Origin of the sequence: Streptomyces sp. NPDC051310 (genome assembly GCF_044455245.1) — a bacterium.
Taxonomy (GTDB): Bacteria; Actinomycetota; Actinomycetes; order Streptomycetales; family Streptomycetaceae; genus Streptomyces.
The window spans coordinates 33887-59975 of record NZ_JBITEO010000008.1 but is presented as its reverse complement, the minus strand read 5'-3'; the positions used below and the strand labels follow the sequence as shown (position 1 = coordinate 59975).

The window sequence follows — 26089 nt, the reverse complement described above, 5'->3', positions numbered from 1 at the left end:
CTCGACCGGTCCCGTGCCTCAGGAGCCTGGCGCCGCCGGGCCCCGCCTCGACCGGTCCCGTACCCCAGGGGCAGCGTGCCGCGGGGTGCCGTCTCGACCGGTCCCGTGCCCCAAGGGCACGCGCCACCAGGCCGCCGCCCCACCGGGGCCGGCGCGCGCACCGGTCGGCGCGCCCGTGCGTCAGCGCGCCGCGCGCTCCTTGCGGGCCGACATCCACGCGTACACCAGGACGCCCGCGAAGAGGAACAGCACGCCCTGGTAGACGGCCGCGTAACCGGAGCCGGCGACCAGCCAGAGGGAGAAGCCGGCCGCGAGGGCGGCGAGCAGGGCGTCGCGGACCAGACGGCCGCGGTGGACGCGGTCGGCCCGGCCGGAGGCGAGGAAGTAGATCTGCGCGGCGGTGGACAGGAGGTACGGGACCGTCGCCGTGAACGTGGTGACGAGGACCAGGATCTCGAAGACGCCACCCGGGCCGGCCGTGTAGTTGTACACCGTCAGCAGCGAGGCGAGGACGACGGTGACGAGGACGCCTGCCGTCGGCACGCCGCGCTTCCTGCGGGCGAAGACCCGGGGGAACAGCCCGTCCTGGGCCGCGGCGTACGGGGTCTGGGCGCTGAGCAGCGTCCAGCCGTTGAGGGCGCCGGCCATGGAGACGACGGCCATGCAGGCGACGGCGGTGCCGCCCCAGGTGCCTCCGAACATGGTGTTGACGGCGTCGGAGAAGGGGGCGTCGGAGGCGATGAGGGTGTCGTGCGGGACAGTGCCGAAGACCGAGAGCGTGCCGAGCAGGTAGATCACGGCGGCGCCCAGGGTGCCCAGGATGGTCGCACGGCCGACGTTGCGCTCGGGGTCGCGGACCTCGCCCGCGCTGACGGCGGCCGACTCGACGCCCAGGTAGCTGAAGAGGAGGATCGCGGCGGAGGCGGAGACAGCGCCGACGGCCCCGGAGTCACCGGCCTGGAACGGTCCGAGGTTGCCGCTGTCGAAGAAGAACAGCCCTCCGACGGCGACGAGCAGCAGCGGCACGAACTTGAGGACGGTCGCGACGAGCTGGACGGCGCCGACGTAGCGCGTCCCGGCCAGGTTGGCGAGCGCGGGCAGCCACTGGAGGAACAGTGCCGCGGCGATCGTCGAGGCGATGGAGGTGTGCACCGGGACCAGGACGTCGAGGTAGCCGACGGCGGCGACGGCGAGTGCGGCGTTGGAGACCCAGGTGGTGATCCAGTACGACCAGGCGGCGAGGAAGCCGGCGAAGTCGCCGAAGGCCTCGCGGGCGTAGACGTAGGGTCCGCCGGTGCGGGGGTGGCGCCGGGCGAGGCGGCCGAACACGAGCGCGAGGGCGATGGCGCCGGCCGTGAGGAGGGCGAAGGCGACCAGGCTGATGGTGCCGTAGGGGGCGACGGACGCCGGGAGCAGGAAGATTCCGCCGCCGATGATGTTGCCCATGACCAGCGCGGTGGCGACCGGGAGGCCGAACCGGCGCGCGTGCTTGTCCTGCGACCGCCCTTCCTCGACGGAAGGGCCTTGCTTTTGCTGGTGAGAGGGGGTCGTGACCGTGGCCATGGGGGGTGCGATGCGCCTTTCTCCGTGAAAACCACGACCATGCTCCGTGACGGAGAGCGGCGCGCCAAATCACCCGCTTTTGTCCGGCGCGAGCCCGCCGGGAACCGGAAATACTCCTTCCGGCCGGGGGCGCGGCGGGGATTCCTGCACGGCGGCCGGGGCAGGACCGAGCGGGACCTGCGGCCCCTGCGACTCGCGCAGCCAGCGGGCGAGCACCCGGTGGACCTCCTCCGCGCCGGCCGGGCGGCCGCCGTCCGCCACCGGCGGGGACAGGCTCAGCGGGGAGAGGAGGAAGGCGTGCGACTGCTCGCCCCCGAGGCCGCCGTGCGAGCCGATCTGCTCCTCGAAGGCGTGCACGCGGCCGGTCGCCGGGTCGTACACGGAGTTCACCATGATGTCCGCGACGTGCGGGAAGGAGTCCGTACGGCGTATCGCGTCGGCCGCGCCCGGCCCGTAAGCGGCGATGGGTCCCTCGCCGTCGGCGAGCTCGTCCACCGGCGTCTCCTGCCCCCCGGCGCCGAGCACCACCGAGCCGTGCGCCTCGCTGCGGACCAGCAGGAAGCCGATGCCCGGGTGGTCGGCGAGGGTGCGCAGCAGGCCGGGGTGGCGGCGCTCGATCTCCTCGCGGGACATCCGGTAGGGCACGTCGGGGAACGAGACCAGCCCCAGGTTCCCCGAGGCCAGAACGATCGGGCCCGAGCCGCGTGCCGGACGCTCCTCGCGGCCCTCCTCCACCGGCAGGTGCACGGCGCTGCGCAGCGCGCCGCGCGCTTCGGCGCCGCTGCGGGTGTGCCGGGCGCGGCGCGGCACGGGCAGGCCGCACCCGGCCCGGACCAGATCCCTGAGCGTCAGCCCGTAGGCGCCCTCGAAGGTCTCGCCGGGGCTCTGGCCGTGGTCGGAGAGGAGCACGATCCGGTACGGGCGGGGCGCGTGCTCGGCGACCTTCGCCATCAGGGCGATGGACCGGTCGAGCCGCTCCAGCACCTTGGCCGCGTCACGGCTGTGGGGCCCCGAGTGGTGGGCCACCTCGTCGTACGCGACGAGGTCGGCGTACACGGCGGTGCGGCCGGACAGCATGTCGCCCATCACGGCGGCCACGACGACGTCCCGCTCCACGACGGTGGCGAAGGCGCGGATGAACGGGTACAGCCCGCCGCGGCCGACCCGGGGTGTGTCGCCGCGGAGGCGGGCCCGGGTGGACTGGCCGATCTCCCGGCACACCTCCGCCACGTACGACAGGGCGGTGCGGACGGCGTTGGCGGGGTCGCGGAAGTAGGCGAAGTAGCCGGCGCGGGAGCGGGTGCGGTGGCCGCGGCGTGCGGAGACCGACAGGACGAGGGCGAGTTGGCCGGCGCCGCCGCCGAAGAGGTTGCCGCGGCTCGCGCCGTCCTCCGTGAGCAGCCCGCCGTGGCCGGTCCGCTCGACGGCGCGGCGCTGCAGTTCCGCGGCGGCGGCGGGGCGGTTGCACACCATCAGCCGGCCGGTGTCCTTCTCGTACCAGCGGAAGGCGGGCACGTCGTGGCTGGAGCCGTGCAGGATGCCGAGCTGGGCGGCGCCGGTCTGGCTCGACCAGTCGGTGTACCAGGGGGTGAGGCGGTGGGTGGAGCCCAGCCAGGCGGCGACGGTCGGCATGAGGCCCTCGGCCACGGCGTCCCGCAGCACCCGGTGGCCCACGCCGTCGAGCTGGAGGAAGACCGTGCCGGGCGGACTTCCGGGGCCGGGCCGGGCCGTGGCGCCGCGGCGCCGTCCGGAGAGCCGGCGCAGGCGGCGGCGGTAGGCGTTGTCGTCGCGCACGGCGAGGGCGGTGGAGGTGGCGGAGGCGACGGCGGACATCATGGCGGCGACCACGACGGCGTCCCGCGGGTCGGCCTCGCCCCGGCCGTCGGGGATGAGCCACAGCGCGACGAGCAGCAGCGAGCCGTTGAGGAAGAACGCGAGCAGACCGAGGACGAGGGCGGGGACGAGCAGCAGCGCGCGGACGGCCAGCGGCCACACGAGCGCACCGAGCAGACCGAAGGCCCCGGCGCCCCAGGCGGCGGTGACGGCGGTGCGGGTGATGCTGTCGCCGTCGTCGGACTGGAGCTGGACGTCGGGCAGCAGGCCGGCGAGCGCGAGCAGCGTGAGGGTGGACACCGCCCATACGACCGTGATCCGCAGCAGGGCACCGACGGCCCCGCGCCATCGCCCCTCGACCACGACCGTCAGCCTTTCACCGTTGCGGATCCCGAGCCCGGCATCCAGCCTGGCACACACCGGTGGCATGCCCGGGGCGGATGTGCCGCAGTCGTCGCGGCCTGCGGCCCGCGGACGGTACGGCGGGCGGCACGGTGGACGGCGGACCGACTGCGGACGGACGGACAGCGGATGGGCGGGCGGTGGAGGGGCGGCGAAGGGACGGCGGACCGACGGGCGACGGACGGACGGCGGACCGGCGGCGGTCAGCAGCCGTCGTATCCGGCCGTCGGCATGGAGAGCCTGCGGTGGACGTGGGCCTTCATCGCGGAGTCGTACGCCGGCTCGTCCAGGCCCGCGGTCTCCAGCCGCACGCCCCGGCGCTCGCATTCCGCGGTGAAGTCGCGGGCGGAGGTCACGGCCCGTTCCAGCACCCGGTGGTTGGGGGCGACGAACAGGTCGACGGCGCCGGCCTCGACGTCCGCCCAGAGCATCCGGTGATCGGGCCGCAGCCCGTAGAAGAGCAACTGCCGGATGACGACATAGCCCTGGTCGGCGGCCCACCGCTCGCACATCGCGTGCTGGCTGCGGGTGTCGACCAGGAACGGGTCGGCGTCGAGCTCCTCGAGCGGCGTCAGGCTGGCGATCGCCGCCACGCGTACGTCGTCCATGGGCCGACCCTACTCCGGACCCCTCCGCGCGAGGAGGTGCGCATCTACGCTCGGAGGAGCAGCGCGGGAGGAGGGTGTGTGCCGTGGAGGTCACCTGGTGGGGTCATGCCACCTGTACGGTCGAGGACTCCGGCGTACGGGTGCTGACCGACCCGCTGTTCGCGCCGCGCCTGGCGCATCTGCGCCGCAGGCGCGGGGCGCTGCCGCCGGCGGAGGCCGCGCGGGCGGACGTGGCGCTCGTGTCGCACCTGCACGCCGACCACCTGCACCCGCCGTCGCTGGCGCGGCTGGCGCCGGGCACGCGCTTGGTCGTGCCGCGGGGCGCCCTGCGCGCGGTGGCGGGGCTGCGGCGGCTGGCCGGGCCGCTGCGCATCACGGAGGTGGAGCCCGGCGACGAGCTGAAGGTCGGCGGGGTCGTCGTCCGTGCGGTGCCGGCGGCGCACGACGGGCGCCGGCTGCCGTGGGGTCCGCACCGCTCCCCCGCCCTGGGGTACGTCGTCCGCGGCACGGCACGCACCTACTTCGCCGGGGACACGGGGCTGTTCGACGGGATGGCGGACGCCGTGGGCGAGGTGGAGCTGGCCCTGCTGCCGGTGGGGGGCTGGGGACCGTACCTGGGCCACGGGCACCTGGACGCCCGGCGCGCGGCGCAGGTCCTCGCCGCGCTCGCGCCGCGCGCCGCCGTGCCGGTGCACTACGGCACGTACTGGCCGATCGGGATGGACGCGGTGCGGCCGCACGAGTTCCACGCGCCGGGCGACGAGTTCGTGCGGCAGGCGGCGCGGATCGCGCCCCGGGTGGTGGTGCACCGGCTCGGGCACGGCGAGCGGGTGCGGCCGGAGGTGACCGGTGATCGGTGAGGTGGTGGGGCGGCTGCCGCCCGAGTCCACCCAGCAGGCGGTCGGATACCCGTCGCTGTTCCTGCTGGTGGCGCTGGGTGCGCTGGTGCCGGTGCTGCCGACCGGGGCGATCGTCAGCTCGGCGGCCGTGGTGGCCTTCCACCAGACGGCGCCGCTCGCGCTGCTCGCGGTGTTCGTGCTGGCGGCGGGCGCGGCGTTCACCGGGGACGCCGCCCTGTACTGGCTGGGTCAGCGGGGGGTGCACTCCGAGAACGGCTCGCGCTGGCTGGCGGCGCTGCGCGACCGGGCGACGCCGGACCGGCTGGAACAGGCCCAGGAGAAGCTGCGCACGCACCGCGTGTCGGTGCTGGTGCTGTCGCGACTGGTGCCGGCGGGCCGGATACCGGTCATGCTGGCGTGCCTGCTCTCCGGGATGCGCCTGGGCCGCTTCCTGCGCGGTGACGTGCCGGCCTGCCTGGCGTGGGCGGCGACGTACCAGCTGATCGGCATCCTCGGCGGCTCGCTGTTCGCCCGCCCGTGGCAGGGCGTGCTGGCCGCGGTCGCGCTGACCCTGCTGATCAGCGCGGTGCCCGGCGCGTGGCGGCGGATGCGCCGCCGCCACACGGCCTGACCACCGGTGCGCCGGGGCGCCCCGGCCACCCCGCCTCCTGCCTAGGAGAAGGTGCGCGACCCGCCCACCGGCAGGTCCCAGAGGCGGTCGCGGGGCAGGCCCGCCGCCTCCCAGGCGGCGTGGAGGCGGGTCAGGGGCTCCATGACCGGTTCGGAGGACAGGACGAACGTCGCCCAGTGCATGGGGGCCATGGCGTGCGCACCGAGGTCCAGGAAGGCCTGGACCGCTTCCTCGGGGTCCGTGTGGACGTCGCGGAGCCACCAGCGGGGGTCGTACGCGCCGATGGGGAGCAGCGTGAGGTCGATGCCGGGGTGGCGGCGGCCGATCTCGCCGAACCAGTGGCCGTAGCCGGTGTCCCCCGCGAAGTGGACGCGCAGGCCGTGCGGGTCGGTGAGGATCCAGCCGCCCCACAGGGAGCGGCACGTGTCGGTGAGGGAGCGCTTGGACCAGTGGTGCGACGGTACGAAGTCGAAGCGGACGCCCTCCAGTTCGGCGGCCTCCCACCAGTCGAGCTCGGTGACGCGGGTGAACTCCCGGCGGCGGAACCAGCGGGCGAGGCCGGCGGGGACGAAGACCGGGGTGTCGCGCGGGAGTCGTTTGAGCGTGGGGGCGTCGAGGTGGTCGTAGTGGTTGTGGCTGATCACCACGGCGTCGACGCGGGGCAGGTCCTCCCAGCGCACCCCGACGGGGGTGATGCGGGCGGGGGTGCCGAGGATGCGGCGGGACCAGACGGGGTCGGTGAGGACGGTGAGTCCGCCGATCCGGACGACCCAGCTGGCGTGGCCGGCCCAGGTGACGGCGACCGTGCCGGGGGCGGCGGCGGGCAGGGGGCCGGGGGCGAACGGCAGGTTCGGGATGTCCCGCAGCCCTTCCGGGCCGGGGCGGACGGCTCCCTCGCGGGCGAAGCGGGCGAAGGCCCGGACGCCGGGCAGCGGCGCCGTCAGCCGGTCGGCGAAGGATCTGGGCCAGACGCGCTCCTCACCGAGGGGGCGCGGGGCGCCGCCGGCCGGGCCCGCGGAGCCGGGGGGCGCCGTGGTCGCGGTGGCGCCCGCGGGGGCGGTGGAGGTCCGCGGGCTCCCCGAGGGGGAGGTCCGCGCGGCGGCGGTCCGCCGGGAGGAGGGGGCCGTCCACCCGGCGGGTGACGTCTGTTCCGTCATCTGCGCACTCCGTTCACCGTGGTTCTTGGAGTTCCTGAAAAGCGGATCCGAACGCCTGCAACGCCCGCGCGACGTGCGGGAGTTCCAGAGGGTGCTCCGCGGTGAGCGACTCCGCGCGCTCGTCGGGGCCGGCGCCGAGCAGGGGTCCGGTCGCGAGCCGTACGCGCAGGGCGCCGAGTTCGTCGCCGAACCGGTGCCCGCCGGGCGCGGGCGCGCCGAGCCGGGTGGAGAGGTACTCCTCCAGTTCCATCGAGTCGGTGACGCCCCGCTCGGCGAGGGGACCGCGCAGGGGGCCGAGGTCGGCGTAGAGGTGGCGTCCGGCCGCGGGCGGCAGGGCGAGGGCGCCGGCGGCCAGGACGGCACGGTGCGCGGCGGCGGCCACGCGCGCGTGGAGGGCGGCAGCGGCGGCGGCGCGGGCGGTGACCGGCTCCGGCTCGCCGAGCGCGTGGGCGGCGGCCACCGCGACGGGCCCGGCCACGTGGGCCCCGAGCGCGGTGAGCAGGTCCAGGGCGCGGGCGCGGCGGGCGGCGCCGGCGGGGGTGGACGGGAAGCGGGCGACGGCGGCGGGCCAGGCCGGCGGGAGGAGGGAGCCGGCGAGGTCGCACAGGACGGTGACGTCGTCGGGGCACATCTCGGCGGGGCTGACGAGCACGGTGTCGTGCGGCTGGTGCAGCGTGTCGCGCCAGGTCTCGTCGCTGACGATGTGCAGGCCCTCGGCGACGGCCGCCTCGCACGTCTCGCGCACGAGTTCGGGCGGCGGGACCGTGGCCGTCGGGTCGTCGGCGACGGAGAGCAGCAGCAGGGCCGGGTGGCCGCCTTCGGCGCGGACCCGCCGTACGGTCTCCAGCAGGGCGAACGGATCGGGCAGGCCACCGCATTCGGCGGGGGTCGGCACGTGGTAGGCGGGCCGGCCCAGCAGTCGCGCCTGCGGGGCCCATCCGGCGGGGCAGGGCCGGGGCATCAGGACGTCGCCGCCGTGCGCGGCGATCACCGCGGCGAGGAGCGAGGGGGCGCCGGGGGCGGCGGCCAGGTCCTCGGGGTGGCAGCGCAGCCCGCGCCGCCACCAGTAGCCGCAGGCCGCGTCCCGCAGGACGGGGCCGCCCCCGGGCGGCTCGGGCCCGGCGCGGCGGGCGGCGTCCGCGAGGACGGCGGCGAGCTCGGGCAGCACCGGCAGCCCCGCCTCGGGCGCACCCGGCGCGTACCGCACGGGCCCGCGTCCTTCGGGCAGCTCGTGGTCCCGGTGGCCGGGGTGGCCTGCGAGGCCGGAGTGGTCGGCGTGAATTGCGTGGATTGCGTGGCCCGCGCGGCTTGCGTGGCCCGGGTGACCGGGGCGGTGCGGGTGGCCGCCATGGCCCGGGGGGTCGGGGCGGTCCGAGGGGCCAGGATGAACCGAGGGGCCAGGGCGGTCCGAAGGACCGGGGCGATCCGAGGAGCCAGGACGATCCGAAGGCGAGGGGCCAGGGCGGTCCGAAGGACCGGGGCGGTCCGAGGGCGAGGGGCCAGGACGGTCCGAGGGGCCGGGGCGGTCCGAAGGGCCGGGGCGGTCCGAAGGGCCGGGGCGGTCCGAGGGGCCGGGGCGGTCCGAAGGGCCGGGGCGGTCCGAAGGGCCGGGGCGGTCCGAAGGGCCGGGGCCGTCGGGGTGGTCCTGGCGGTGGGACGGAGTCGGTTCGTGCATGCCGTCACCTCCGCCGCTCGTGCGTCAGGGGACCCTGCCCGTCCCCACAGCCCTTTATACGGAGGTTCACGTCGTGTCGCCGCTTCGTGCCGGCGGCCGCGGGCCGGACGCCGCCAGCCGGGCCAGCTCCTGCTCCAGGCCCCGCCCCCGGGTGTGCACCACACCGCTCGCCACGTCCGCCAGCCTGCGGTTGGTGAGCTGCGAGATGCGGCGCAGCACCCCGTGCGCCTCGTCGGCGCCGCAGCCGAGGACGTGCATCACGATGCCGCCCGCCTGGTCGATGACCGGGCGGGAGCGCAGGGCGGTGGACAGCTGGCCTACCTCGGTGAGGGCCGCGCGGTAGCGGCGGTCGCGGGCGAGGCCCGCGGTGATCTCCTCGCCGAGGACGGCGGCCGGGCCGTGCGCGGCGTCCTCCAGCGAGCCGGGCCGGAAGCCGTACAGGTTGAGGGTGATGTCGATGCCCGCCCGGTGGAAAGGGAGGGTGACGCTGGCGCGCACGCCGGAGCCGAGGGCCATCGCGCGGTAGTCGGGCCAGCGCTCGTCGGTGAGGAGGTCCGCGGCGTCGACGGGCCGCCCGGTGTCGAGGGCCGTGGGGATCGGGCCGTCACCGGAGTCGAGCTGGACGGACACGAGGGCCGCCAGGTCCGGATGGGTGGCGCTGGCGCGGCGTTCGGCCTCGCCGCCGCTGAGGGTGGCGACCGCGCCGCAGCACGCGGGGAGGGAGCGTACGCACTGTTCGGTGAGCCTCTGCAACCTGCGGACGGTCGAAGCCGGTTCGGGCCCTTCGTACTCGTGCTCGGGAAGCATCGGCAACTCTCCTTCCGCCGTCCGATTGCCCCGCGGCCACGGCCCGAAACGACCGCACGTCCCGGCCCGCCGTGCGGTTACGGTGCTCCTATGACGGAGACCGACGCGTTCGGCGAGGACCTCGCGGACTTTGTGCGCCGGGTCGGTGAGCTCCGCACCGCGCGGGCTCTGCCGGCCGAGGAGCAGCAGGGCGTCCTGGACGCCGCCCTCTTCGAACTCCAGCATGCCGCGGAGTCGCTGTGGCCGCGCTACGAGCGGCTGGCGTCGCGCGCACCGGACGGCGCCCCGGCGGACCGGCAGGAGCGGCAGCTGCTGAAGACGCTGTTCCAGCGGCTGCCGCTGCCGGTGGTGCTGGTCGACCGGGACACGGTGGTGCGCCGGATGAACTTCGCCGCGACCGGCCTGACCGGTGTGCGGGCGGGGTACGCCACGGGGCGGCCGCTCGCCGGGCTGCTCGTCTCCGGCGACCGGGCGCCGTTCCGTTCCCAGGCCGCGGCCACCGCGCGCGGGGAGGGCGGCCGCTCTCTGAGCCTGCGGCTCCAGCAGCGGCCGCACGAGCCGGTGCGGGCGACGCTGGTCTCGCTGCCCCTGCCGGGTGAACCGCAGCCGACGGTCGTGGTGGTGCTCCAGCCGGGCGTGGCGGGGACGGCCTCCCCGTCCTCCGGGGTGCGCACGGGCGCCGTGGGGCGCCGGCTGGTGCCGCCGGACCTGGCGGAGACCTCGCAGCGCGCCGAGACGGTGGACCTGGTCGACGCCATGGCGAGCGCCCTGCTGGGCTGTCCCGCGGGGGACCGCGACGCGGTCGCCGAGGCGGCCGGGCGGGTCCTGCACGGCCGGTTCGCCGACTGGGTCGTCCTCGACACCGCCGACGCGGACGACGAGGTGCACACCGGGGTGCCGCCGCTGCGCCGCGCGGTCGTCCTGGGCCCCGAGGAGGAGGACGCCGACAGCGGCGCGAACGGCGGGGAGCCGCTGTCGAAGGCGGTGCGGGAGCAGGACCCGGCGGGCTGCCCGCTGGTGGTGGAGGTGGTCCGCGGAGGGTCGTCGTCGCTGCAGGTGCGCCCGGAGGCATCCTCGCCTTCGGCGAGGACTCGTCGGGTGCGGCCGTCCTGGCCCGCGCCGGGGTCAGTTCACTGCTGTGCCTGCCGCTGCCGCCGCTGCCGTCCGGTGGAGGCGGCAGCAGGGCGCTGGGCGTGCTGACGCTGTTCCGTACGGGGGCCAGGCGCGCCTTCTCCATGGCCGAGGCGCAGGCGGCGGACATGATGGCCCGCCATGTCGCGCTGGCTATGCGGCGACGTCCCGCATGATGTCCTCCCGCAGCCGGGTGCAGCACCGGCTGATCAGCCGGGACACGTGCATCTGGGAGATGCCGAGGTCCTCGGCGATCCGGCTCTGCGTCATGTCGCGGAAGAACCGCATGTAGAGGATCTTCTGCTCGCGCTCGGGGAGCGTGCGCAGCCGCGGCTTGACCGACTCGCGGTCGACGACGACGTCGAGCGCGGGGTCGGGGCCGCCGAGGGCGTCCACCAGCGTGTAGCCGTCCTCCGTACCGGGCAGCTCGGCGTCGAGGGAGAGGGCGGTGAAGCTGTCCAGGGCCTCCAGACCGGCCATCGCCTCCTCCTCCGTCATCCCGGCCTTCTCGGCGATCTCGGCGACGGTGGGGGCGCGGCCCCCCACCGAGTGCGAGAGCTCCTGGTAGGCGGCGCGGACGCGGCCCCGCAGGTCCTGCACGCGGCGTGGCACGTGAAGGGTCCACATGTGGTCCCGGAAGTGGCGCTTGATCTCGCCGGTGATGGTGGGCACCGCGAAACTCTCGAACGCGGCGCCGCGCGAGGGGTCGTACCGGTCGACGGCCTTGACCAGGCCGAGGGCGGCGACCTGCTTGAGGTCCTCCAGCGATTCTCCGCGGTTGCGGAAGCGGCCGGCGAGCCGGTCTGCCATGGGCAGCCAGGCGCGGACGATCTCCTGCCGGACGGCTTCCCTTTCCTCCCCGTCGGGGAGGGACGCCAAGCGGCGGAACGCCTCAGCGGTGTCCGGGGCGTCGTCGTGCGGATGCTTCGAGTGGGCGAGGGTAGGCATGATGCGTTTCAGCTCCCTGAACGGCGCTGACGGTTGGTGTCACCCCGAGGGAGAGCTCCCTGTCCCTTCTCCGGGCACGGGCACGCCCGGAGCGGGGGGCCGCTCCCACGGACGTGCCTCCGGTCCGAAGCACGAGGTGCGCATGCCCGGGGCCTGCCCCGGCAAACGCGTGGTTGCACTGATTCCACTGTCCTCGCGTCCGGGCGGATCGGCACCCGGGGGCGGGACCTTCCGCACCCCGCGCGAGTGGGGGCACGACCCGGGACCGCGGCGCCGGGCGCAGGGGGACGCGTTCGGCCGTACGGGTGATGGCGCCTGCCGGCGTGGAGGCGGGGGGTGTCACCCGCCGGACGTCACCGTGCGGCGGCGGGAGCGGTACGGCGGTGCGCGGGCCGGCCGGTGCGGCGGTGCCGGGCGCGGGCGTGCCGCGGCCCGGCCGCGTGCGCGGGCGCCGGAACCGGGGCAGCGACCGGGTGGGAAGGGGCGGCCTCAGGTACGGCAGCGGCCCCGGGTGCGGCAGCGGCCGGGTGAGCGACCGCGGCCTCGGGTACGGCGTGGACGGCGGGAGCCGGCGGAGCGGGGGCCGACGGGGCGGGCGCCGAGGCCGCGCGGCCCGCGGGGCCGGTTCCGGCAGGGCTGCCCGGGGCATGGGCCTCCGGTGCGGCGGCCGCGAGGGCGTCCGGGTCCCCGGCGGGACCGGTCCCGGGCGGCGGCAGGAGCACCTCCTCGTACCGGCCCAGGGCCAGCACGGCGCCGAGCAGCGCGGGAGGCGTCAGCAGGGGGACCAGTACGGCCAGCACTCCCATCGCCCCGCTCTCCCTTCCGCGCCGCGGAGCGGGACGGTCCTCGGGCGCGGACCGCCGCCCGCGCCCGAAGATCCCGTCCACCCCATGCACCCCGTGGCCGCTCGGCCGCCGCAGCGAGTCCCCCGCGCCCCCGTTCCCAAACCCCCCGCCCCGACGGACGGGGGATTCGCCGGGTTTGCGTCCGCCCCGTCGGGTACCCGCCGGGCGACCGACGTGCAGATCGTGCAGAGCGTGGAGGGTTCCATGGAGCGAGGGAGCGGCCGGCTCAGCCGTCGCAGGGACGACGAGATGAAGCACCAGCTGCAGGGGCTGCTCCGGTCCGGTCACCCCACCAGGACGGAGGAGTGGCACGACCCGGAGCCGCAGGCCGACGACGACCCCGAGGTGCCGTCGAGCCTGGTCACCTCCGACCGGTTCGAGGCGCTGCGTCTGGAACTCGGCAGGCATCTCGCCCGCACGCCCTTCCCGGCTCACCGCGGCGACCTGATCCGGGTGCTGCGCGAACGGCACGCCCCGGATCCGCTGACGGAGCTGGTGTCCGGGCTGCCGGGCGACCGTACGTACCACAGCGTCCAGGACGTGGCCGTGGCCGTGCACCGGCCGTGACCGGGGCGGCGCCGGAAGGCATGGCCCTCGGCCGCCCGGGTACTCCGGGCGGGTCACCCCACGAGGACCGAGGGCAGGGAAGGCGGACGGACACGATGGCACAGCTGGTGAGAGAAGTGATGACGCCGGGCGTCGCCGCGGTGCGGCCGGGCGCGTCCCTCGTCGAGGCCGCGCAGCTGATGCGGTCCCAGGACATCGGCGACGTGATCGTCGCGGACGGGGACCGGATCCTCGGCATGGTCACGGACCGCGACATCGCGGTCCGTGCGGTGGCCGACGGCGTCGACCCGCTGACCGTCGACGCCCAGTCCGTCTGTACGCCCGACCCGGTGTGCGTCACCCCGGACGACGAGGTGGCGGCCGCCGTGGAACTGATGCGCCGCCATGCGATCCGGCGGCTGCCGGTCGTGGAGGACGGGCGGCCGCTCGGCATGGTCAGCATCGGGGACGTGGCGGTGGCGCTGGACCCCGGCTCCGTCCTCGCCGACATCAGCGCGGCGGAGCCGAACACCGAACCGGCCTGACGGGCGGCGACCCCGCGCCGGGCCGGACTGGAGAAAGGAACGGAACATCGTGCAGATCGCATTTCTCGTGGCGCCGGAAGGCGTCGAGCAGGTGGAGCTGACCGATCCGTGGCAGGCGGTCGCGGACGCCGGTGACACCCCACGGCTGCTGTCGACCCGGTCCGGCAGGGTCCAGGCGTTCAACCACCTGGACAAGGCGGACACGTTCCCGGTCGACGACACCGTCGCCGACGCGTCGCTGGCCGACTACGGCGCGCTCGTTTTGCCGGGCGGGGTCGCCAATCCGGACTTCCTGCGGATGGACGAGCAGGCGGTCGCCTTCGTCCGCGCGTTCTTCGACGCGGGCAAGCCGGTCGCATCGATCTGCCACGGACCGTGGACGCTGGTGGAGGCCGACGTCGTGCGCGGCCGGACCCTCACCTCGTGGCCCAGCCTGCGGACCGACATCCGCAACGCCGGCGGCGAGTGGGTGGACGAGCAGGTCAAGGTGTGCGAGGCGGCACCCAGCACGCTGATCACCAGCCGCAAGCCGGACGACCTCAAGGCGTTCTGCGAGGCGTTCACCGAGGTGTTCGCCAAGGTCGCGCGGGGCTGACGCCCCCGCGCCGGCAGCCGGCTCCTCGTCCAGCGCGGCGGACGAGGAGCCTTTCCGGGGGCCGTCCCGCCGACGGGACGGCATCCGCAACCGCGACGCACGAGCTACGTCCCCGAGGAGGCGGAGGTGACGACGCATGGCCGGCACACTGCTCGCACGGCACGCCGAGGCGGTCGAGTTCTTCGGCCGCCGCGTGCACGCCGTCCGGGACGACCAGTGGGACGACCCGACACCGTGCACCGAGTGGTCCGTACGCGATCTCGTCAACCACCTCACCGGTGAACAGCTGTGGGTGGTGCCGCTGGTACGGGACGGCCTGCGGATCGAGGACGTCGGCGACCGCTTCGACGGGGACGTCCTCGGTGACGACCCGGTCGCCGTGTGGGACCGGGCGGCCGCGGGCGCCGTCGAGGCGTTCCGCGAGGACGGTGCGCTGGGGCGCACCGTGCACCTCTCCTACGGCGACACGCCCGCCGAGGACTACTGCCGCCAGATGGTGGACGACGCCGTCATCCACGCGTGGGACCTGTCGCGGGCCATCGGCGCAGACGAGCGGCTGCCCGCGGCCCTGGTCGACATCGCCACCCGCGACATCGCCCCGCAGGCGGCCGGCCTGTCGCGCAGCGGCCTGTTCGCGCCGCCGGTCGCACCGCCGGCCGACGCCGACCCGCAGACCAAGCTGCTGGCCCTGGTGGGCCGCGCGGCGTGAGGGGTCACCCCCCGAGTACCGGCCCGGCCGGGCGGGACTCGCCGACGCGTCGCGCCCGCGTTCCCCGTACGGCCTGGGGCCGGCCCGGCGGCGCCCCGAGGCCGCCCACGGGCCGGCCCGCCCCGCACCGCGCCCTCGTCCGGGCCGCCGCGGCCGGGGCGGGGCGCGCGCGTGCCGGGCGGCGGAGCGGGTAGGCGCCTGCCATGTCCGACGTCTACTGGGAGCAGCCCGCCGACACCGTCCGTGCCCGGGTCACGGCACTGCTCAGCGCCTGGGACCGCGATGTCTTCCACCGCGTGGCGACCCGGCACTGGCCGGGCGCCGAACCGCTGCTCCCCCGCCTGAGCCACAGCGCGAACCACGGGCTGCTCTGGTTCGGTACGGCCGCCGGGATCGCGGCGCTCGGGCGCGGGGCCCGCTCGCGCAGGGCCGCGGTCCGCGGGGTGGCCTCGCTGGCACTGGCGTCCGCCACGATCAACACCGTCGCCAAGCGGTCGGTGCGGCGCGCGCGCCCCGTGCTCGACGCGGTGCCGGTGGTGCGGCGGCTGAAGAAGCAGCCGTTCACCACGTCGTTCCCGTCCGGGCACTCCGCGTCGGCGGCGGCGTTCGCGACGGGCGTGCTGCTGGAGTCGCGCGGCTGGGGAGCGGCCGTGGCACCGGTCGCCGCCGCCGTCGCGCTCTCACGCGTGTACACGGGGGCGCACTACCCGAGCGACGTGCTGGTGGGCGCGGCGCTGGGGGTGGGCGCCGCCTTCGCCGTACGGGGCCTGGTGCCCACCCGCTCGCAACTGCCGGCGCCGGGACGGCCGCACGCCGACGCCCCGGCGCTGCCGGGCGGCACGGACGTCGTCGTGGTCGTCAACCTCGCATCGGGCTCCTCGACGGACATGGCCGCCCTCGTGCGGGACGCGCTGCCCGCGGCCGAGGTGGTGGAGTGCCCGCCGGAGGTGGTCGAGGAGGAGCTGGAGCGGGCGGCGGGGCGGTGCCGGGCGCTCGGTGTCGTGGGCGGCGACGGTACGGTCAACCGGGCGGCCGCCGCGGCGGCCCGGCACGGGGTGCCGCTGGCGGTCTTCCCGGGCGGCACCCTCAACCACTTCGCGTACGACCTGGGTGTCGAGTCGGTGCACGACACGTGCCGCGCGCTGGCGGAGGGCGACGCCGTACGGGTCGATCTCGGGCGGTTCACGCCCGGTCCCGACGGCGCGGACCACGGGTACTTCGTCAACACGTTCAGCCTGGGCGTGTACCCCGAGCTGGTGCGGTTGCGCGAGCGCTGGTCGCCGCGGATCGGCGGTGTGCCCGCCGGGGTGCTGGGCGCGCTGAAGGTGCTGCGCGGCGAGCACCCGCTGGAGGCGGAACTGCACGGCCGGCGGCGCCCGCTGTGGCTGCTCTTCGCCGGGAACTGCATGTACCGGCGGATGGGCCCGACCCCGGGCCGCCGCGCCGACCTGGCCGACGGCCTGCTGGACGTGCGGGTGGTGCACGGCGGGCGGCTGCCCGGGCTGCGCCTGCTGGCCGCGGTCCTGGCCGGGCCGCTCAGCCGTTCGCCGGTGCACGCGGCGGTGAAGCTGCGGCGGCTGCGGATCGAGGGGCTGTCCCCGGGCACGGTGCTGGCGTACGACGGCGAAGTGACGCAGGCGCCGTCGGAGCTGCTCGTCGACAAGCAGGACGAGGCGCTCACCGTGTACCGGCCGCAGGTCCGCGCCTGACGTACGGGAGGCGTGACGGCGCCGTCCCGCTTCCGCTCCCCCGCTGGTTCGCGCCCGAGGGACGGCGGGGCACCGGACACCGCCGTGGCTCTCTCTAAGGCACCACGGGGCTCACCTGGTTGCCGGGGTGGGTGCCGCCGGCCGGCCGGGCCACGGGGCCCCAGGGCCAGGGCAGCTCCTTGACCGCCGAAGTGCCGGGCAGGGTGATGGAGGCGCGCGCGGGATCGATCCCGCCCGGCCCGTCCTGCCGGGCCGCGACGAACGTGAGCACCAGCCGCGCGGTGGAGCCGCGCCCCAGGGACACCGTCACCGGCGCGACCGCGACCTGGTCGAAGAGCGTTTCCGCGGCGTCTCCCCGCCCGAGCCTCACCAGGGGATACCCGCGCAGCGTGCACTCCTCCGCGCCGTTGTTGCGCACCTCCACGACGGCGGTCCGCCGTGCGCCCGGCTCGCCTCCCCCGGGTGCCGCCGTGCCGCCGGGGGCCCAGGACAGGGCGAGCGCGGCGCCGCGGCAGGGGGCGGGCACCGCGGCGGCCGGGCCGGCGGCGGGGAGCAGCGCGGAGGCCGACGCCGTCATGAGGACAAGACAGGTACGCACGCGCGGGGCACGGGAGGGCCGGGTCATGGGCCACCTCCACGGCGTGGGAACGGGGGGCGTGTCCATTATCGGGCGCATTGCCGCCATGTTCATGTCGGCGGCGCCCGGGAGCCGGGTGCCGGGAACCACCGGCGCGGAGGCGCCGGCGGGCGACCACCGCCGGGGAGACGTCAGCGCTTCAGCGCTGCCGCGTCCCCCATGACGATGACCGGCTCCTTGGCCGGGTCGAGGGCGAGCAGCAGCTCCCGCATCCGCTCCAGCGGCAGGGAGATGCAGGCCCGGGTGGGGCCGCCGTGGTCGACGTGGATCCAGACGCCCCCGCCCATCTCGCTGCCGAGCGGCCGCGTCTTGTCGAGGGGCGAGACACCGCGGGTGCGGTTGTAGTCGATGGCCACGACGTGGTCGAAGGAGCCTTCGAGCGGTTCGCCGAGGAATCCGGTGCCGGACATGTTGAATTCCTCGTCCTGGTCGTAGGGGAGCCGTGTGCCCGGGTCCGGCAGACGTCCCCCGGCGTCACCCAGCCGGAATACGCCGACAGGGGTGCGCAGGTCGCCCGCGCGGTGGTCGTCGGTCCAGCCGCGCAGGGCGTTGTGGGCTTGCCACGGGCCGGTGACGGCGTGCCAGCCGAGCGCCGGGTGGTGCTCGTACAGGACGGCGGTGGAGCGCGGCACGTCGCGGCCCTCGCCGGTGACGACGAGCGCCTGGCGCGTGCGCGCCGGGATCCGCGACCGGGTGAGCGGGCCGAGGCCCGGCAGGTCACCGGCGCGGGCGCTGGGCGCCAGGGCGGGCGGGCCGGGGGCCGGTGACGACGCGTCCGGCGAGGGCGAGGAGGGCGGCGGCGCGGTCTTCGCCGCCGCGCCCCGGGCGGCGGGAGCGGAGGACGGCTGGGCGCATCCGGTGAGCAGGAGTCCGGCACACAGCGCGGTGAGCAGCACGGTGGCGCCGGAGACGAGGGGACTGTCCGATCGTGTGGCCATGAAACCAGATGATCTGCCGCTTGCTCGGGTCCCGCACGGCGAGGACAGCCTGACGGCACGAAGTTCGCCCGGTCCACCTAAGCCCCGCGGAGGCGGTTGTCCGCACACCGTGTCCGGCGTCCTCGTCCGCGCGTGCACCGTGCCGTACGGACGCGTCCGGCCGGTCCGGGGCGCCGGGCCGCCACGGCGGAGTTCCGGACCGGACGGGCCGGGGGCGGGCTCAGAGCAGGGATCCGAGCGGCCCCAGGTCGATGTTCAGGTCCTCCGGCTCCAATCCGAACCGCGTCCGGAGGATGTCCATGCGGTCCTCCAGCAGCATCAGGGTCGTCCCGATGCGCTCCTCCTGCTCCTCGGTCAGGTCGCCGCCCTCGACGCGGCGCAGCGCCTGCCGCTCCATGAGCTGGCGCAGCAGCTCGATGACGGTCAGCACCAGGCGGGCCAGGTCGCGCTCGACGGAGTCGGGATCGAGTTCCACCCGGCGCCGCGGACGGCAGTCGGTGTCCCCGCCGGGATCCGTCCCGCCGGTGACGGCGGCGCTCACGGACGCCGCGCCGGTCGGCGCGGCGTCCGGGCCGGCCGGGTCCGGGGCGGCGCCGCCCGGCAGCCTTCCGCCCAGGAACGTCCCGTCCGGAAGCGTCTCGTCCGGGTGCGACACGTCCGGGTGCGTCGCGCCGCGGTAGGGGGCGCTCATGCGCCTTCCACCTCCCCGAGGCCCCACGGCGAGGGCACGTTCGCGTTCACCGAGCTGATGAGCGCCTTCAGGTCGACCCGTACGAGGTCGACGTCGGCGATGCTGAGCGTGAGGTCCCCGCTGATGACGACGCCGCCCGCCAGCAGCCGGTCCAGCAGGTCGACCAGAGCGACCCGGCGGTGCTCGACGGTCATGCGCCTCCTTCCGCGCCCCCGGCGAAGGAGTACGGTGCCCACGGCCCGGTGAGTTCGACGCGGACGCCCTCCTGCTCCCCGGAGAGGCTGCCGACGAGTTCGACGAAGCCCTCGCTGCGCTCCCGGTCCACCAGGTAGGCGGCGTTGAGGACGTTGACGCCGGCGGCCCCGGAGAGCCGGGCGTCCTGCGGCGGGTGCACCGTGCCGGCCTCGGCGTACCCGGCGAGCGCGCCGTGGAGCCTGCGGCAGACGTCCTCCGCGCGCCGGAGCCCGTCCTCGCGGCCGCGGCGCTCCTGGAGCCGGCGGCGCAGGTAGTCGCGGCCGCCGCCTGGGGCGGAGGCCCCGGCGGTGGCGCCCGCGGGCTCCCGGGCCCGCTGCGGCTCGGGCTCGGCGTACACCTTCACCCCCCACTCCACCCGGCCGCCCAGCCGCTCCAGCGCCTGGACGAACCGGTCGTGGCCCTCCTCCAGCAGCCGTCGCACCCCGCTGTCGTCCCGGCAGACGGTGGCCAGCCGCAGCGGCAGCGGGCAGGTGACCGTGGTGAGCGCCGCGATCACGGCGTCATGGGCGCGGGCGGTGCCGGCCAGCCAGTCGAGGTCCTCCAGACGGGCCCGCAGCGGGGCCTCGTCGAACTCCCCGGCGGGGACGGCGCCGACGACGGCGACGAGGTCGCCGTGGCGCAGCATCCGCGGCGGTTCGCCACCGATGCCGTGCACGCCCTCCGGCAGGAGCCCGTCGAAGGGCCGGCACACGGCGTACACGTACCGCAGCTGCGGTGTACGGATGGTCATGTCGTCCGCTCCTCCAGTTCGGCGATACGGCGCTGCAGTTCCTCGTTCTCACGGGCCAGCTGGCCCTGGCGGGCGCGCGAGGAGAGGGCCGGGTCGCTCTCCCACCAGTCGATGCCCATCTCCTTGGCGCGGTCCACGGACGCGACGACGAGCCGCAGCTTGATGGTCAGCAGCTCGATGTCGAGCAGGTTGATCTTGATGTCGCCGGCGATGACGACACCCTTGTCCAGGACGCGCTCCAGGATGTCCGCGAGGTTGGCGCTGCTCCCCTCGGACGCGTACGGGGAGGGCATACGGCCGGAGCCGGGGGCGGGGATGGTCATGTCTGTCTCGTGCCCTTCTCCAGGCGGGCGAGGAGCTCGTCCTCCTGGCGGTCGAATTCCGCCTCGTCGATCTCGCCCGCCTCGAGACGTTCGGCGAGGCGGGCGAGTTCGCGCTGTACGGCGGCCGGGTCGTAGTACTGCCGCTCGGCCTCCTGCACCACCTGGCGCAGCACCCATGCGGTGCCGCGCAGGGGGGCGGCGGGAAGCAGGAGCAGTTCTCCCAGCAGGCCCATGGGCTACTCCACCGTTCCTTACTCCACGAAGCTGTAGGGCGGCAGCGGGCCGTTGACCTGGAGGACGAGGTGGCGGTGCTCCTTGCCGAGCCTGTCGACGGCGGCGACGAAGGCGTCGGCGTCGTCCCGGTCGACCAGGAAGGAGATGTTCGCCAGCCAGCCGCTGTTCTCCGGGCCGGGGCGGACGTCCGCGGCCGCGCCCTCCAGCGCCTGCTGCACCGTCACGGCGTCGCGGGCCTCGCGCTGCTTGACCGCCGCGACGACGCGTTCGCCGAGCGCCAGCTTCTGCTCGTACGAGCCGCCGCCGGCGGCCCGGTTGGCCTCGCTGAGCGCCCGCAGGTCGGGGTCGTCGGCGAGCACCTGGTGCAGGACGGCCTCTTCGTCGTGGGTGGCCTTGACGTTGTACTCGACCTTGTTGTCGAGGGCCTTGAGCCGCTCCAGGTAGTGGTCCTCGCGTTCGCGCAGCACCGCGACGACCGTGTCGTCGTCGGGTGAGACGCCGCCGAACCGCATGGGCAGGACCGGGCCGCCGGCGCCCGCCTCGGCGAGCACGCTCTGGTGCGCGAGCAGGTCGCGCCGCTTGGGCTTGAGGTCCTCCGGCGCCTCGCTCACCAGCGCGGCGAGTTCACCGTGGGTGAGGACGCGGACCGCGCGGGCGGGGTCGCCGATGCCGCCCATCTTCTCCGGCAGACCGGGGTGTGAGCTGCGGACGATCCCGTAGACGTACGTGCTCACTTCTCTTCCTCCTGCTCCTGCTTCTTGCGTGACGACGAGCGGCTGCCACCGAGGCTGTCGGATATCGACTGGGCTGCGCCGCTGATGGCGCCCTTGGTCTTGCCGCGTGCGCCGGACTCGGTCATCTCACCGACCAGGTCGGGCAGTCCGGGGTCCTTGCGCGGTCCGGCCTCCAGGTCGAGGCGGTTGCACGCCTCGGCGAAGCGCAGGTACGTGTCGACGCTGGCGACGACGACGCGGACGTCGATCTTGAGGATCTCGATGCCGACGAGGGACACACGGACGAACGCGTCGATGACGAGCCCGCGGTCCAGGACGAGTTCGAGGACGTCGTACAGGCCGCTGGTGCCGCCGCTGCCGCCGGAGCCGACGGCGCCGCCTTGCTGTGCCGCAACAGTCATTGTCTGGTGCCTCCCTGAGGGGGTCTGTCGTGGTCCCGGCCGGACCGTGTGCGATCCGCTCCGGGACGGGGTCCCGGTCCCTACCGGGACCGGTCGGCCCTGCCGCGCTCGTAACGGCGTACACGCCGGTAGCCGACGAGTTCGCCCTCCTGGTCCACCTGGACCTCGTACGAGGCGAGCAGGCTCATCGTGTCGGGGACACGAGCCAGTTCGAGGACTTCGACGGTCAACGTCCAGCCGTCCTCGGTGCGTTGGAATGACGACACGGATTCGGCTTCCATGCCGGTGAGTTCGGTCAGTTGCTCGCTTGCGCGGCGCAGGGTCTCGGATGTATTGGCCATGACTGCATGCGGGTTGCCGCCCCTGGAGCCCGCAAACCCGGGCGCCCGGAACCGTTCCCCGCCCACCCGTTCAGCGCAGGGCGTCCAGGCGCCGGACCCAGGCGGGAGTGCTGTCGGGGGTGTCCTTCTGCAGGAAGCGCGGTCCGTCGATGCCGTCGGGGCGCCGCCCCGGCATCAGCGGCCGGCCGCGCAGGTGCGGCAGCATGAACGGCGCGACCGACCGGTAGTACGTGACGAGGTCGGCCCTGGTCAGGCCGTCGCCGGGGAAGCGGACCTTGCCGGGGCGGTGGATCTCCACGCTCCCCTGCGCCCGGCGCGGACGGTGCGGGTGGCGGTACCCGGCGTGCTGCTCCTGGTCAGCGAAAACGACTACCCGCCGTCGCCCGGCGCGGACGACCATGGCAGCCATGGACGACATCCTGGAGACGCGGCGTCTGAGGCTGCGGCCGTTCACGGTGGAGGACCTCGACGAGGTGGTGGCGCTCGACAACGACCCCGCCGTGATGCGGTACATCAACGGCGGCCGGCCGGCCTCGCGCGAGGAGATCCGCGCCCGGTCCCTGCCCCGCCTGCTGGGCCCCGGCTTCCGGGCGGCGGAGTGCCGTGCGACGGGCGAGTGGCTCGGCTGGTTCTGCCTCGCTCCGCGGGCGGGCGGCGGGGACACCGCGGAGCTGGGGTACCGGCTGCACCGCCGCGCCTGGGGCCGGGGGTACGCGACGGAGGGCGCGCGGGCCCTGATCGCCGAGGGCTTCACCGCACGGGGCGTGCGGCGGGTGACGGCGCAGACGATGACGGTCAACACGGCGTCGCGCCGCGTGCTGGAGAAGTGCGGTCTCACCTTCGTCCGCACCTTCTCCGGCGAGTGGCCGGAGGTGATCGAGGGCTCGGAGGAGGGCGACGTGGAGTACGCGCTCACCCGGGAGGAGTGGACTCCCTGACCCCTCCCCCGGCCCGTCCCGCGGGGTGCGTCAGGGGGTCGTCACACCCTGTTCGACCATCAGTTTCACCGCGGCGGCGATCGACTCCGCGTCGATGCCCGCGGCGTGCAGCTGCTCCTCGGGGCCGGCCGAACCCGGCATGTTCCGCACACCGAGGCGGACCAGCCGCGGGGTGGGCCGGCCGTCGCCGAAGGCCTCCGCGACCGCGTCGCCGAGGCCGCCCTCCGGGTGGTGGTCCTCGACCGTGACCAGGCAGCCGGTCGCGGCCGCCGCGGCTTCCAGGGCGGCGGTGTCGACCGGCTTGACCGAGTACAGGTCGACGACCCGTACCGGGATGCCGTGTTCGGCGAGCAGGTCCGCCGCCTTGACCGCCTCGTGCACGGTGACGCCGGCCGCGACGAGGGTGGCCCGGTCGTCGTCGCCGCCCCCGCGCACGAGCTTGCTGCCACCGACCGGGAACTCCTCGTCGGGCCCGTAGATGACGGGCATGTCACCGCGCGAGGTGCGCAGGTAGCGGATGCCCGGCAGGTCGGCCATGGCCGCCACGAGCTTCGCCGTCTGGTTGGCGTCGCACGGGTACAGCACGGTACTGCCGTGGACCGCGCGCAGCATGGCCAGGTCCTCCAGCGCCATCTGCGACGGGCCGTCCTGGCCGATGGCGACGCCGGCGTGCGACCCGATGAGGTTGATCCCGGCGCGGCTGACGGCGGCCATGCGGATGAAGTCGTGCGCGCGGGTGAGGAACGCCGCGAACGTCGAGGCGTACGGCACGTAGCCGCGGGTCTGCATGCCGACGGCCGCCGCGACGAGCTGCTGCTCGGCGATGTAGCACTCGAAGTACCGGTCGGGGTGGGCCTTGGCGAAGAACTCGGTGCGGGTCGAGTCGCTGACCTCGGCGTCCAGGGCGACGACGTCGCCGCGTGCCGAGCCGAGCGCTTCCAGGGCGTGCCCGTAGGCGGTACGGGTGGCGACCGTGTCGCCGACGTCGTAGCGCGGCAGCTCGACGGCGGCGGCCCGGGCGTGCCGGGGTGGCGTCACATCCGGCGGGCGCTGCACCGACACGTGGCCGGAGCGGGCGCCGCCCAGCTCGGCGACGGCGGCCTCCGGGTCCTTCAGGGGCTTGCCGTGGAAGCCTTCGAGGTCCTCGACGGCGGCGACACCGCGCCCCTTGCGGGTGGTGGCGAGGATCGCGGTGGGCTGCCGGACGGTCGACCGGGCCTCGGCGTAGGCGCGGTCGACGGCCTCGATGTCGTGCCCGTCGGCCTCGACGACGTGCCACCCGAAGGCGTGCAGACGCCGCGCGTAGGCGCCCAGGTCGTGCCCGTGGCGCGTCGGCCCGCGCTGTCCGAGCCGGTTGACGTCCACGATCAGGGTGAGGTTGTCGAGGTGGTGGTACGCGGCGTGCTCGACGGCCTCCCACACCGATCCCTCCGCCATCTCGCTGTCACCGGACAGGACGTAGACGCGGTACGGGAGCCGGTCGAGCCGTTTGCCCGCGAGCGCCATGCCGACGCCGACGGGCAGCCCCTGCCCGAGCGAGCCGGTGGCGACGTCGACCCAGGGCAGCCGGGGCGTGGGGTGCCCTTCGAGGCGGCTGCCGAGGGTGCGGTACTGCGCGAGCTCGTCGTCGTCGATGGCGCCGGCGGCCCGGTACATGGCGTACAGCAGCGGGGTCGCGTGTCCCTTGGACAGCACGAACCGGTCGTTGCCGGGGTGCTCGGGCCGGTCGAAGTCGTACCGGAGGTGGTGGGCGAGGAGGACGGCTCCCAGCTCCGCGGCGGACATCGAGGAGGTGGGGTGGCCGGAGCCCGCGGCCGCGGAGGCGCGGATCGCGTCGACCCTCAACTGCTGGGCGAGTGCTGTGAGTTCTTCGTGGTGCATGTCACTCCTCGCCGCTCGTGCCGCCGGTGCCGATCGGGCCGCCGTTGCCGCCGGTGCCGCTCGGGCCGCCGCCGGCGCGGGCTCCGCTCTTGGCGAGTTCGGGCGAGGCCGTGTCGAGCGGCACCTGCCAGGAGCGGACCAGGCCCAGCTGTACGGCCTGCCGGGGCAGCGCCGCGTCGAGCAGCCAGTCCGCGGCGACCCGTACGCGGTTGCCGGGCATGGCGGCCAGGTGGTAGCCGCGGGTGACGGCCCCGGCGACGGGCCCGGACAGCGGGACGCCCATCGGGTTGGCGGCCGCCTTCACCCCTCCGAGGTCCACGGCGAAGCCCATGTCGCTGTGCCGGTACGGGGCGGCCTCGCCGACGCCGAGGGACGCGGCGACGTTCCGCGCGGCGGTCTTGCCCTGCCTCGACGCGTGCTGCGCCGTCATCGGGGTGTACTCGCCGGGCCGGGTCAGGTCCGGTACGGCGGCGGCGTCGCCGCAGGCGAAGACGTCGGGGTGGCCGGGGACGCCGAGCTCCGGCGTGACGACCAGCCGGCCGCGTTCCACGGGCAGGCCGAGCTGGGAGACGAGCGGGTCGGGCCGTACGCCGACGCACCAGATGAGGGAGCGCGTCTCGACGAACTCGCCGTCGTCGAGGAGGACGCCGTCCCGCGTGGACTCCTTCACGGAGGTGCCCATGCGCACCTCGACCCCGCGGCCGCGCAGCACCTGGTCGGCGGTGCCGGAGAGCCGCTCGTCCAGCCCGGGCAGGACCCGGTCGGCGACGTCCAGGAGCATCCAGCGGGGGCGCGCGCCCTTGGGCCAGGCGGGGTGCTTGCGGACGAGCGCGTCGGTGAACATCTTGCCGTGGGCGGCGACCTCCGTCCCGGTGTAGCCGGCGCCGACGACCACGAACGTGCAGCGCGAGGTGCATTCCGCCGGGTTCTTGGCGCCGGCGGCGAGCTCGATCTGCCGGGTGATGTGGTCGCGCAGGTAGAGCGCCTCGGGCAGACCGCGGAAGCCGGTGGCGTTCTCGGCGACACCGGGGATCGGCAGGAGCTTGCTGACGCTGCCGACGGCGAGGACGAGCCGGTCGTACCCGAGCTCCCCGGTGGTGCCCTCGGGGTCGGTGTAGTGGACCTTGCGCCCGTCGAGGTCGACGTGGTCGGCCTCGCCCAGCACGAGCCGTACGTGGCGCAGGGTGCCGGGCAGCGAGACGGTGACCCTGCGGGGCTCCAGGATGCCGGCGGCGACCTGGGGCAGCAGCGGCAGGTACAGGAAGTAGTCGGTGGGATTGAGCAGCACGATCTCGGCGCGGCCGCGCAGGCTCCGGCTCAGGCCGCGGGCCGTCTGGTAGCCGGCGAATCCGGCGCCGACGATCACGATGCGCGGCCGGCGGCGAGGGGCCGCTCCGGCGGGCGGGCCGGTGGGCGTCGGGTTGACGGGCGGGGTCACAGGGC

At 75.4% G+C, this 26089-nt stretch carries 29 protein-coding genes and 1 pseudogene; 9 read left to right on the top strand and 21 right to left on the bottom strand.

The features are described from left to right. Positions 1-180: 180 nt before the first annotated feature. From ACIA79_RS13900 to ACIA79_RS13890, 3 genes are all read right to left on the bottom strand, one after another. The gene (locus tag ACIA79_RS13900; protein ID WP_399428451.1) at positions 181-1563 is read right to left on the bottom strand and encodes an amino acid permease; all 1383 of its coding nucleotides are present in this window, start codon (positions 1561-1563) and stop codon (positions 181-183) included. 69 nt (positions 1564-1632) lie between these two features. Then, positions 1633-3759: a phage holin family protein gene (locus ACIA79_RS13895; protein ID WP_399428450.1), complete on the bottom strand. Its 2127-nt coding sequence runs from the start codon at positions 3757-3759 to the stop codon at positions 1633-1635. 242 nt (positions 3760-4001) lie between these two features. Beyond that, on the bottom strand, positions 4002-4406 hold the full coding sequence (locus tag ACIA79_RS13890; protein WP_399428449.1) for a hypothetical protein: 405 nt from the start codon (positions 4404-4406) through the stop codon (positions 4002-4004). Positions 4407-4489: 83 nt separating this feature from the next. Here ACIA79_RS13890 and ACIA79_RS13885 point away from each other — a divergent pair, with 83 nt between their 5' ends. Further along, complete coding sequence (locus ACIA79_RS13885; RefSeq protein ID WP_399428448.1) at positions 4490-5266, top strand: MBL fold metallo-hydrolase; 777 nt, start codon at positions 4490-4492, stop codon at positions 5264-5266. After that, positions 5256-5876 carry a DedA family protein gene (locus tag ACIA79_RS13880; RefSeq protein WP_399428447.1) on the top strand — a complete coding sequence of 207 codons (621 nt, stop codon included), beginning with the start codon at positions 5256-5258 and terminating at the stop codon, positions 5874-5876. Before ACIA79_RS13885 ends, ACIA79_RS13880 begins: the two co-directional genes overlap by 11 nt. Before the next feature lie 41 nt (positions 5877-5917). On the opposite strand, the gene ACIA79_RS13875 is transcribed toward ACIA79_RS13880, so the two are convergent. The 3 genes from ACIA79_RS13875 to ACIA79_RS13865 all read right to left on the bottom strand — a co-directional run bounded on the left by ACIA79_RS13875 (position 5918) and on the right by ACIA79_RS13865 (position 9515). Further along, the gene (locus tag ACIA79_RS13875; protein ID WP_399428446.1) at positions 5918-7033 is read right to left on the bottom strand and encodes an MBL fold metallo-hydrolase; all 1116 of its coding nucleotides are present in this window, start codon (positions 7031-7033) and stop codon (positions 5918-5920) included. A 13-nt stretch (positions 7034-7046) separates the two neighbouring features. Then, a complete protein-coding gene (locus ACIA79_RS13870; protein ID WP_399428636.1) occupies positions 7047-8261 on the bottom strand; it encodes an aminotransferase class I/II-fold pyridoxal phosphate-dependent enzyme in 1215 nt (404 codons plus the stop codon). Positions 8262-8774: 513 nt separating this feature from the next. After that, the gene (locus ACIA79_RS13865) at positions 8775-9515 is read right to left on the bottom strand and encodes an ANTAR domain-containing response regulator (RefSeq protein ID WP_399428445.1); all 741 of its coding nucleotides are present in this window, start codon (positions 9513-9515) and stop codon (positions 8775-8777) included. Between the two features lie 90 nt (positions 9516-9605). On the opposite strand from ACIA79_RS13865, the gene ACIA79_RS13860 reads away from it, so the two are divergent. Then, positions 9606-10715, top strand: coding sequence for a PAS domain-containing protein (locus tag ACIA79_RS13860; protein WP_399428443.1), 1110 nt, complete (start codon positions 9606-9608; stop codon positions 10713-10715). 84 nt (positions 10716-10799) lie between these two features. On the opposite strand, the gene ACIA79_RS13855 is transcribed toward ACIA79_RS13860, so the two are convergent. After that, the gene (locus ACIA79_RS13855) at positions 10800-11594 is read right to left on the bottom strand and encodes an RNA polymerase sigma factor SigF (protein WP_399428442.1); all 795 of its coding nucleotides are present in this window, start codon (positions 11592-11594) and stop codon (positions 10800-10802) included. Positions 11595-11947: 353 nt separating this feature from the next. After that, the gene (locus ACIA79_RS13850) at positions 11948-12400 is read right to left on the bottom strand and encodes a hypothetical protein (RefSeq protein ID WP_399428440.1); all 453 of its coding nucleotides are present in this window, start codon (positions 12398-12400) and stop codon (positions 11948-11950) included. 243 nt (positions 12401-12643) lie between these two features. On the opposite strand from ACIA79_RS13850, the gene ACIA79_RS13845 reads away from it, so the two are divergent. From ACIA79_RS13845 to ACIA79_RS13825, 5 genes are all read left to right on the top strand, one after another. After that, positions 12644-13006, top strand: a complete 363-nt coding sequence (locus tag ACIA79_RS13845) for a DUF2795 domain-containing protein (RefSeq protein WP_399428439.1) — start codon at positions 12644-12646, stop codon at positions 13004-13006. Positions 13007-13101: 95 nt separating this feature from the next. Beyond that, on the top strand, positions 13102-13530 hold the full coding sequence (locus ACIA79_RS13840) for a CBS domain-containing protein (protein ID WP_399428438.1): 429 nt from the start codon (positions 13102-13104) through the stop codon (positions 13528-13530). Between the two features lie 49 nt (positions 13531-13579). After that, entirely contained in the window at positions 13580-14125 is a 546-nt protein-coding gene (locus ACIA79_RS13835; RefSeq protein ID WP_399428437.1) for a type 1 glutamine amidotransferase domain-containing protein, read from the top strand. Between the two features lie 136 nt (positions 14126-14261). Next, entirely contained in the window at positions 14262-14834 is a 573-nt protein-coding gene (locus tag ACIA79_RS13830; protein ID WP_399428436.1) for a TIGR03086 family metal-binding protein, read from the top strand. 203 nt (positions 14835-15037) lie between these two features. Beyond that, entirely contained in the window at positions 15038-16543 is a 1506-nt protein-coding gene (locus ACIA79_RS13825; RefSeq protein WP_399428435.1) for a bifunctional phosphatase PAP2/diacylglycerol kinase family protein, read from the top strand. A 94-nt stretch (positions 16544-16637) separates the two neighbouring features. Here the strand turns inward: ACIA79_RS13825 and ACIA79_RS13820 are convergent, their stop codons facing one another. The 11 genes and pseudogenes from ACIA79_RS13820 to ACIA79_RS13770 all read right to left on the bottom strand — a co-directional run. Then, positions 16638-17120 carry a DUF4232 domain-containing protein gene (locus ACIA79_RS13820; RefSeq protein WP_399428434.1) on the bottom strand — a complete coding sequence of 161 codons (483 nt, stop codon included), beginning with the start codon at positions 17118-17120 and terminating at the stop codon, positions 16638-16640. 191 nt (positions 17121-17311) lie between these two features. After that, positions 17312-18118: a hypothetical protein gene (locus ACIA79_RS13815; RefSeq protein ID WP_399428433.1), complete on the bottom strand. Its 807-nt coding sequence runs from the start codon at positions 18116-18118 to the stop codon at positions 17312-17314. A gap of 220 nt (positions 18119-18338) precedes the next feature. Further along, positions 18339-18659 (bottom strand): gas vesicle protein K, encoded by a 321-nt coding sequence (locus tag ACIA79_RS13810; RefSeq protein WP_399428635.1) that lies wholly within the window; start codon positions 18657-18659, stop codon positions 18339-18341. 146 nt (positions 18660-18805) lie between these two features. Then, positions 18806-19003 carry a gas vesicle protein gene (locus ACIA79_RS13805; RefSeq protein ID WP_399428432.1) on the bottom strand — a complete coding sequence of 66 codons (198 nt, stop codon included), beginning with the start codon at positions 19001-19003 and terminating at the stop codon, positions 18806-18808. Continuing rightward, positions 19000-19794: a GvpL/GvpF family gas vesicle protein gene (locus ACIA79_RS13800; protein ID WP_399428431.1), complete on the bottom strand. Its 795-nt coding sequence runs from the start codon at positions 19792-19794 to the stop codon at positions 19000-19002. The genes ACIA79_RS13805 and ACIA79_RS13800 overlap by 4 nt, the downstream gene beginning before the upstream one ends. Beyond that, positions 19791-20117 carry a gas vesicle protein gene (locus tag ACIA79_RS13795; protein WP_399428430.1) on the bottom strand — a complete coding sequence of 109 codons (327 nt, stop codon included), beginning with the start codon at positions 20115-20117 and terminating at the stop codon, positions 19791-19793. The genes ACIA79_RS13800 and ACIA79_RS13795 overlap by 4 nt, the downstream gene beginning before the upstream one ends. Continuing rightward, the gene (locus ACIA79_RS13790) at positions 20114-20350 is read right to left on the bottom strand and encodes a gas vesicle protein GvpG (protein WP_031074034.1); all 237 of its coding nucleotides are present in this window, start codon (positions 20348-20350) and stop codon (positions 20114-20116) included. The genes ACIA79_RS13795 and ACIA79_RS13790 overlap by 4 nt, the downstream gene beginning before the upstream one ends. 18 nt (positions 20351-20368) lie before the next feature. Further along, complete coding sequence (locus ACIA79_RS13785) at positions 20369-21085, bottom strand: GvpL/GvpF family gas vesicle protein (protein ID WP_399428429.1); 717 nt, start codon at positions 21083-21085, stop codon at positions 20369-20371. Then, a complete protein-coding gene (locus ACIA79_RS13780) occupies positions 21082-21486 on the bottom strand; it encodes a gas vesicle structural protein GvpA (RefSeq protein ID WP_399428428.1) in 405 nt (134 codons plus the stop codon). Before ACIA79_RS13780 ends, ACIA79_RS13785 begins: the two co-directional genes overlap by 4 nt. An 80-nt stretch (positions 21487-21566) precedes the next feature. After that, a complete protein-coding gene (locus ACIA79_RS13775) occupies positions 21567-21893 on the bottom strand; it encodes a gas vesicle protein (protein WP_399428427.1) in 327 nt (108 codons plus the stop codon). A 7-nt stretch (positions 21894-21900) separates the two neighbouring features. Continuing rightward, positions 21901-22187, bottom strand: a pseudogene (locus tag ACIA79_RS13770) (ATP-dependent DNA ligase); the annotation flags it as partial. Positions 22188-22234: 47 nt separating this feature from the next. Here ACIA79_RS13770 and ACIA79_RS13765 point away from each other — a divergent pair. Beyond that, positions 22235-22765 carry a GNAT family N-acetyltransferase gene (locus ACIA79_RS13765; protein WP_399428426.1) on the top strand — a complete coding sequence of 177 codons (531 nt, stop codon included), beginning with the start codon at positions 22235-22237 and terminating at the stop codon, positions 22763-22765. Between the two features lie 30 nt (positions 22766-22795). Here the strand turns inward: ACIA79_RS13765 and ACIA79_RS13760 are convergent, their stop codons facing one another. After that, complete coding sequence (locus tag ACIA79_RS13760) at positions 22796-24646, bottom strand: transketolase (protein WP_399428425.1); 1851 nt, start codon at positions 24644-24646, stop codon at positions 22796-22798. A gap of 1 nt (position 24647) precedes the next feature. Further along, positions 24648-26084, bottom strand: a complete 1437-nt coding sequence (locus ACIA79_RS13755) for an NAD(P)/FAD-dependent oxidoreductase (RefSeq protein ID WP_399428424.1) — start codon at positions 26082-26084, stop codon at positions 24648-24650. Positions 26085-26089 lie beyond the last annotated feature (5 nt).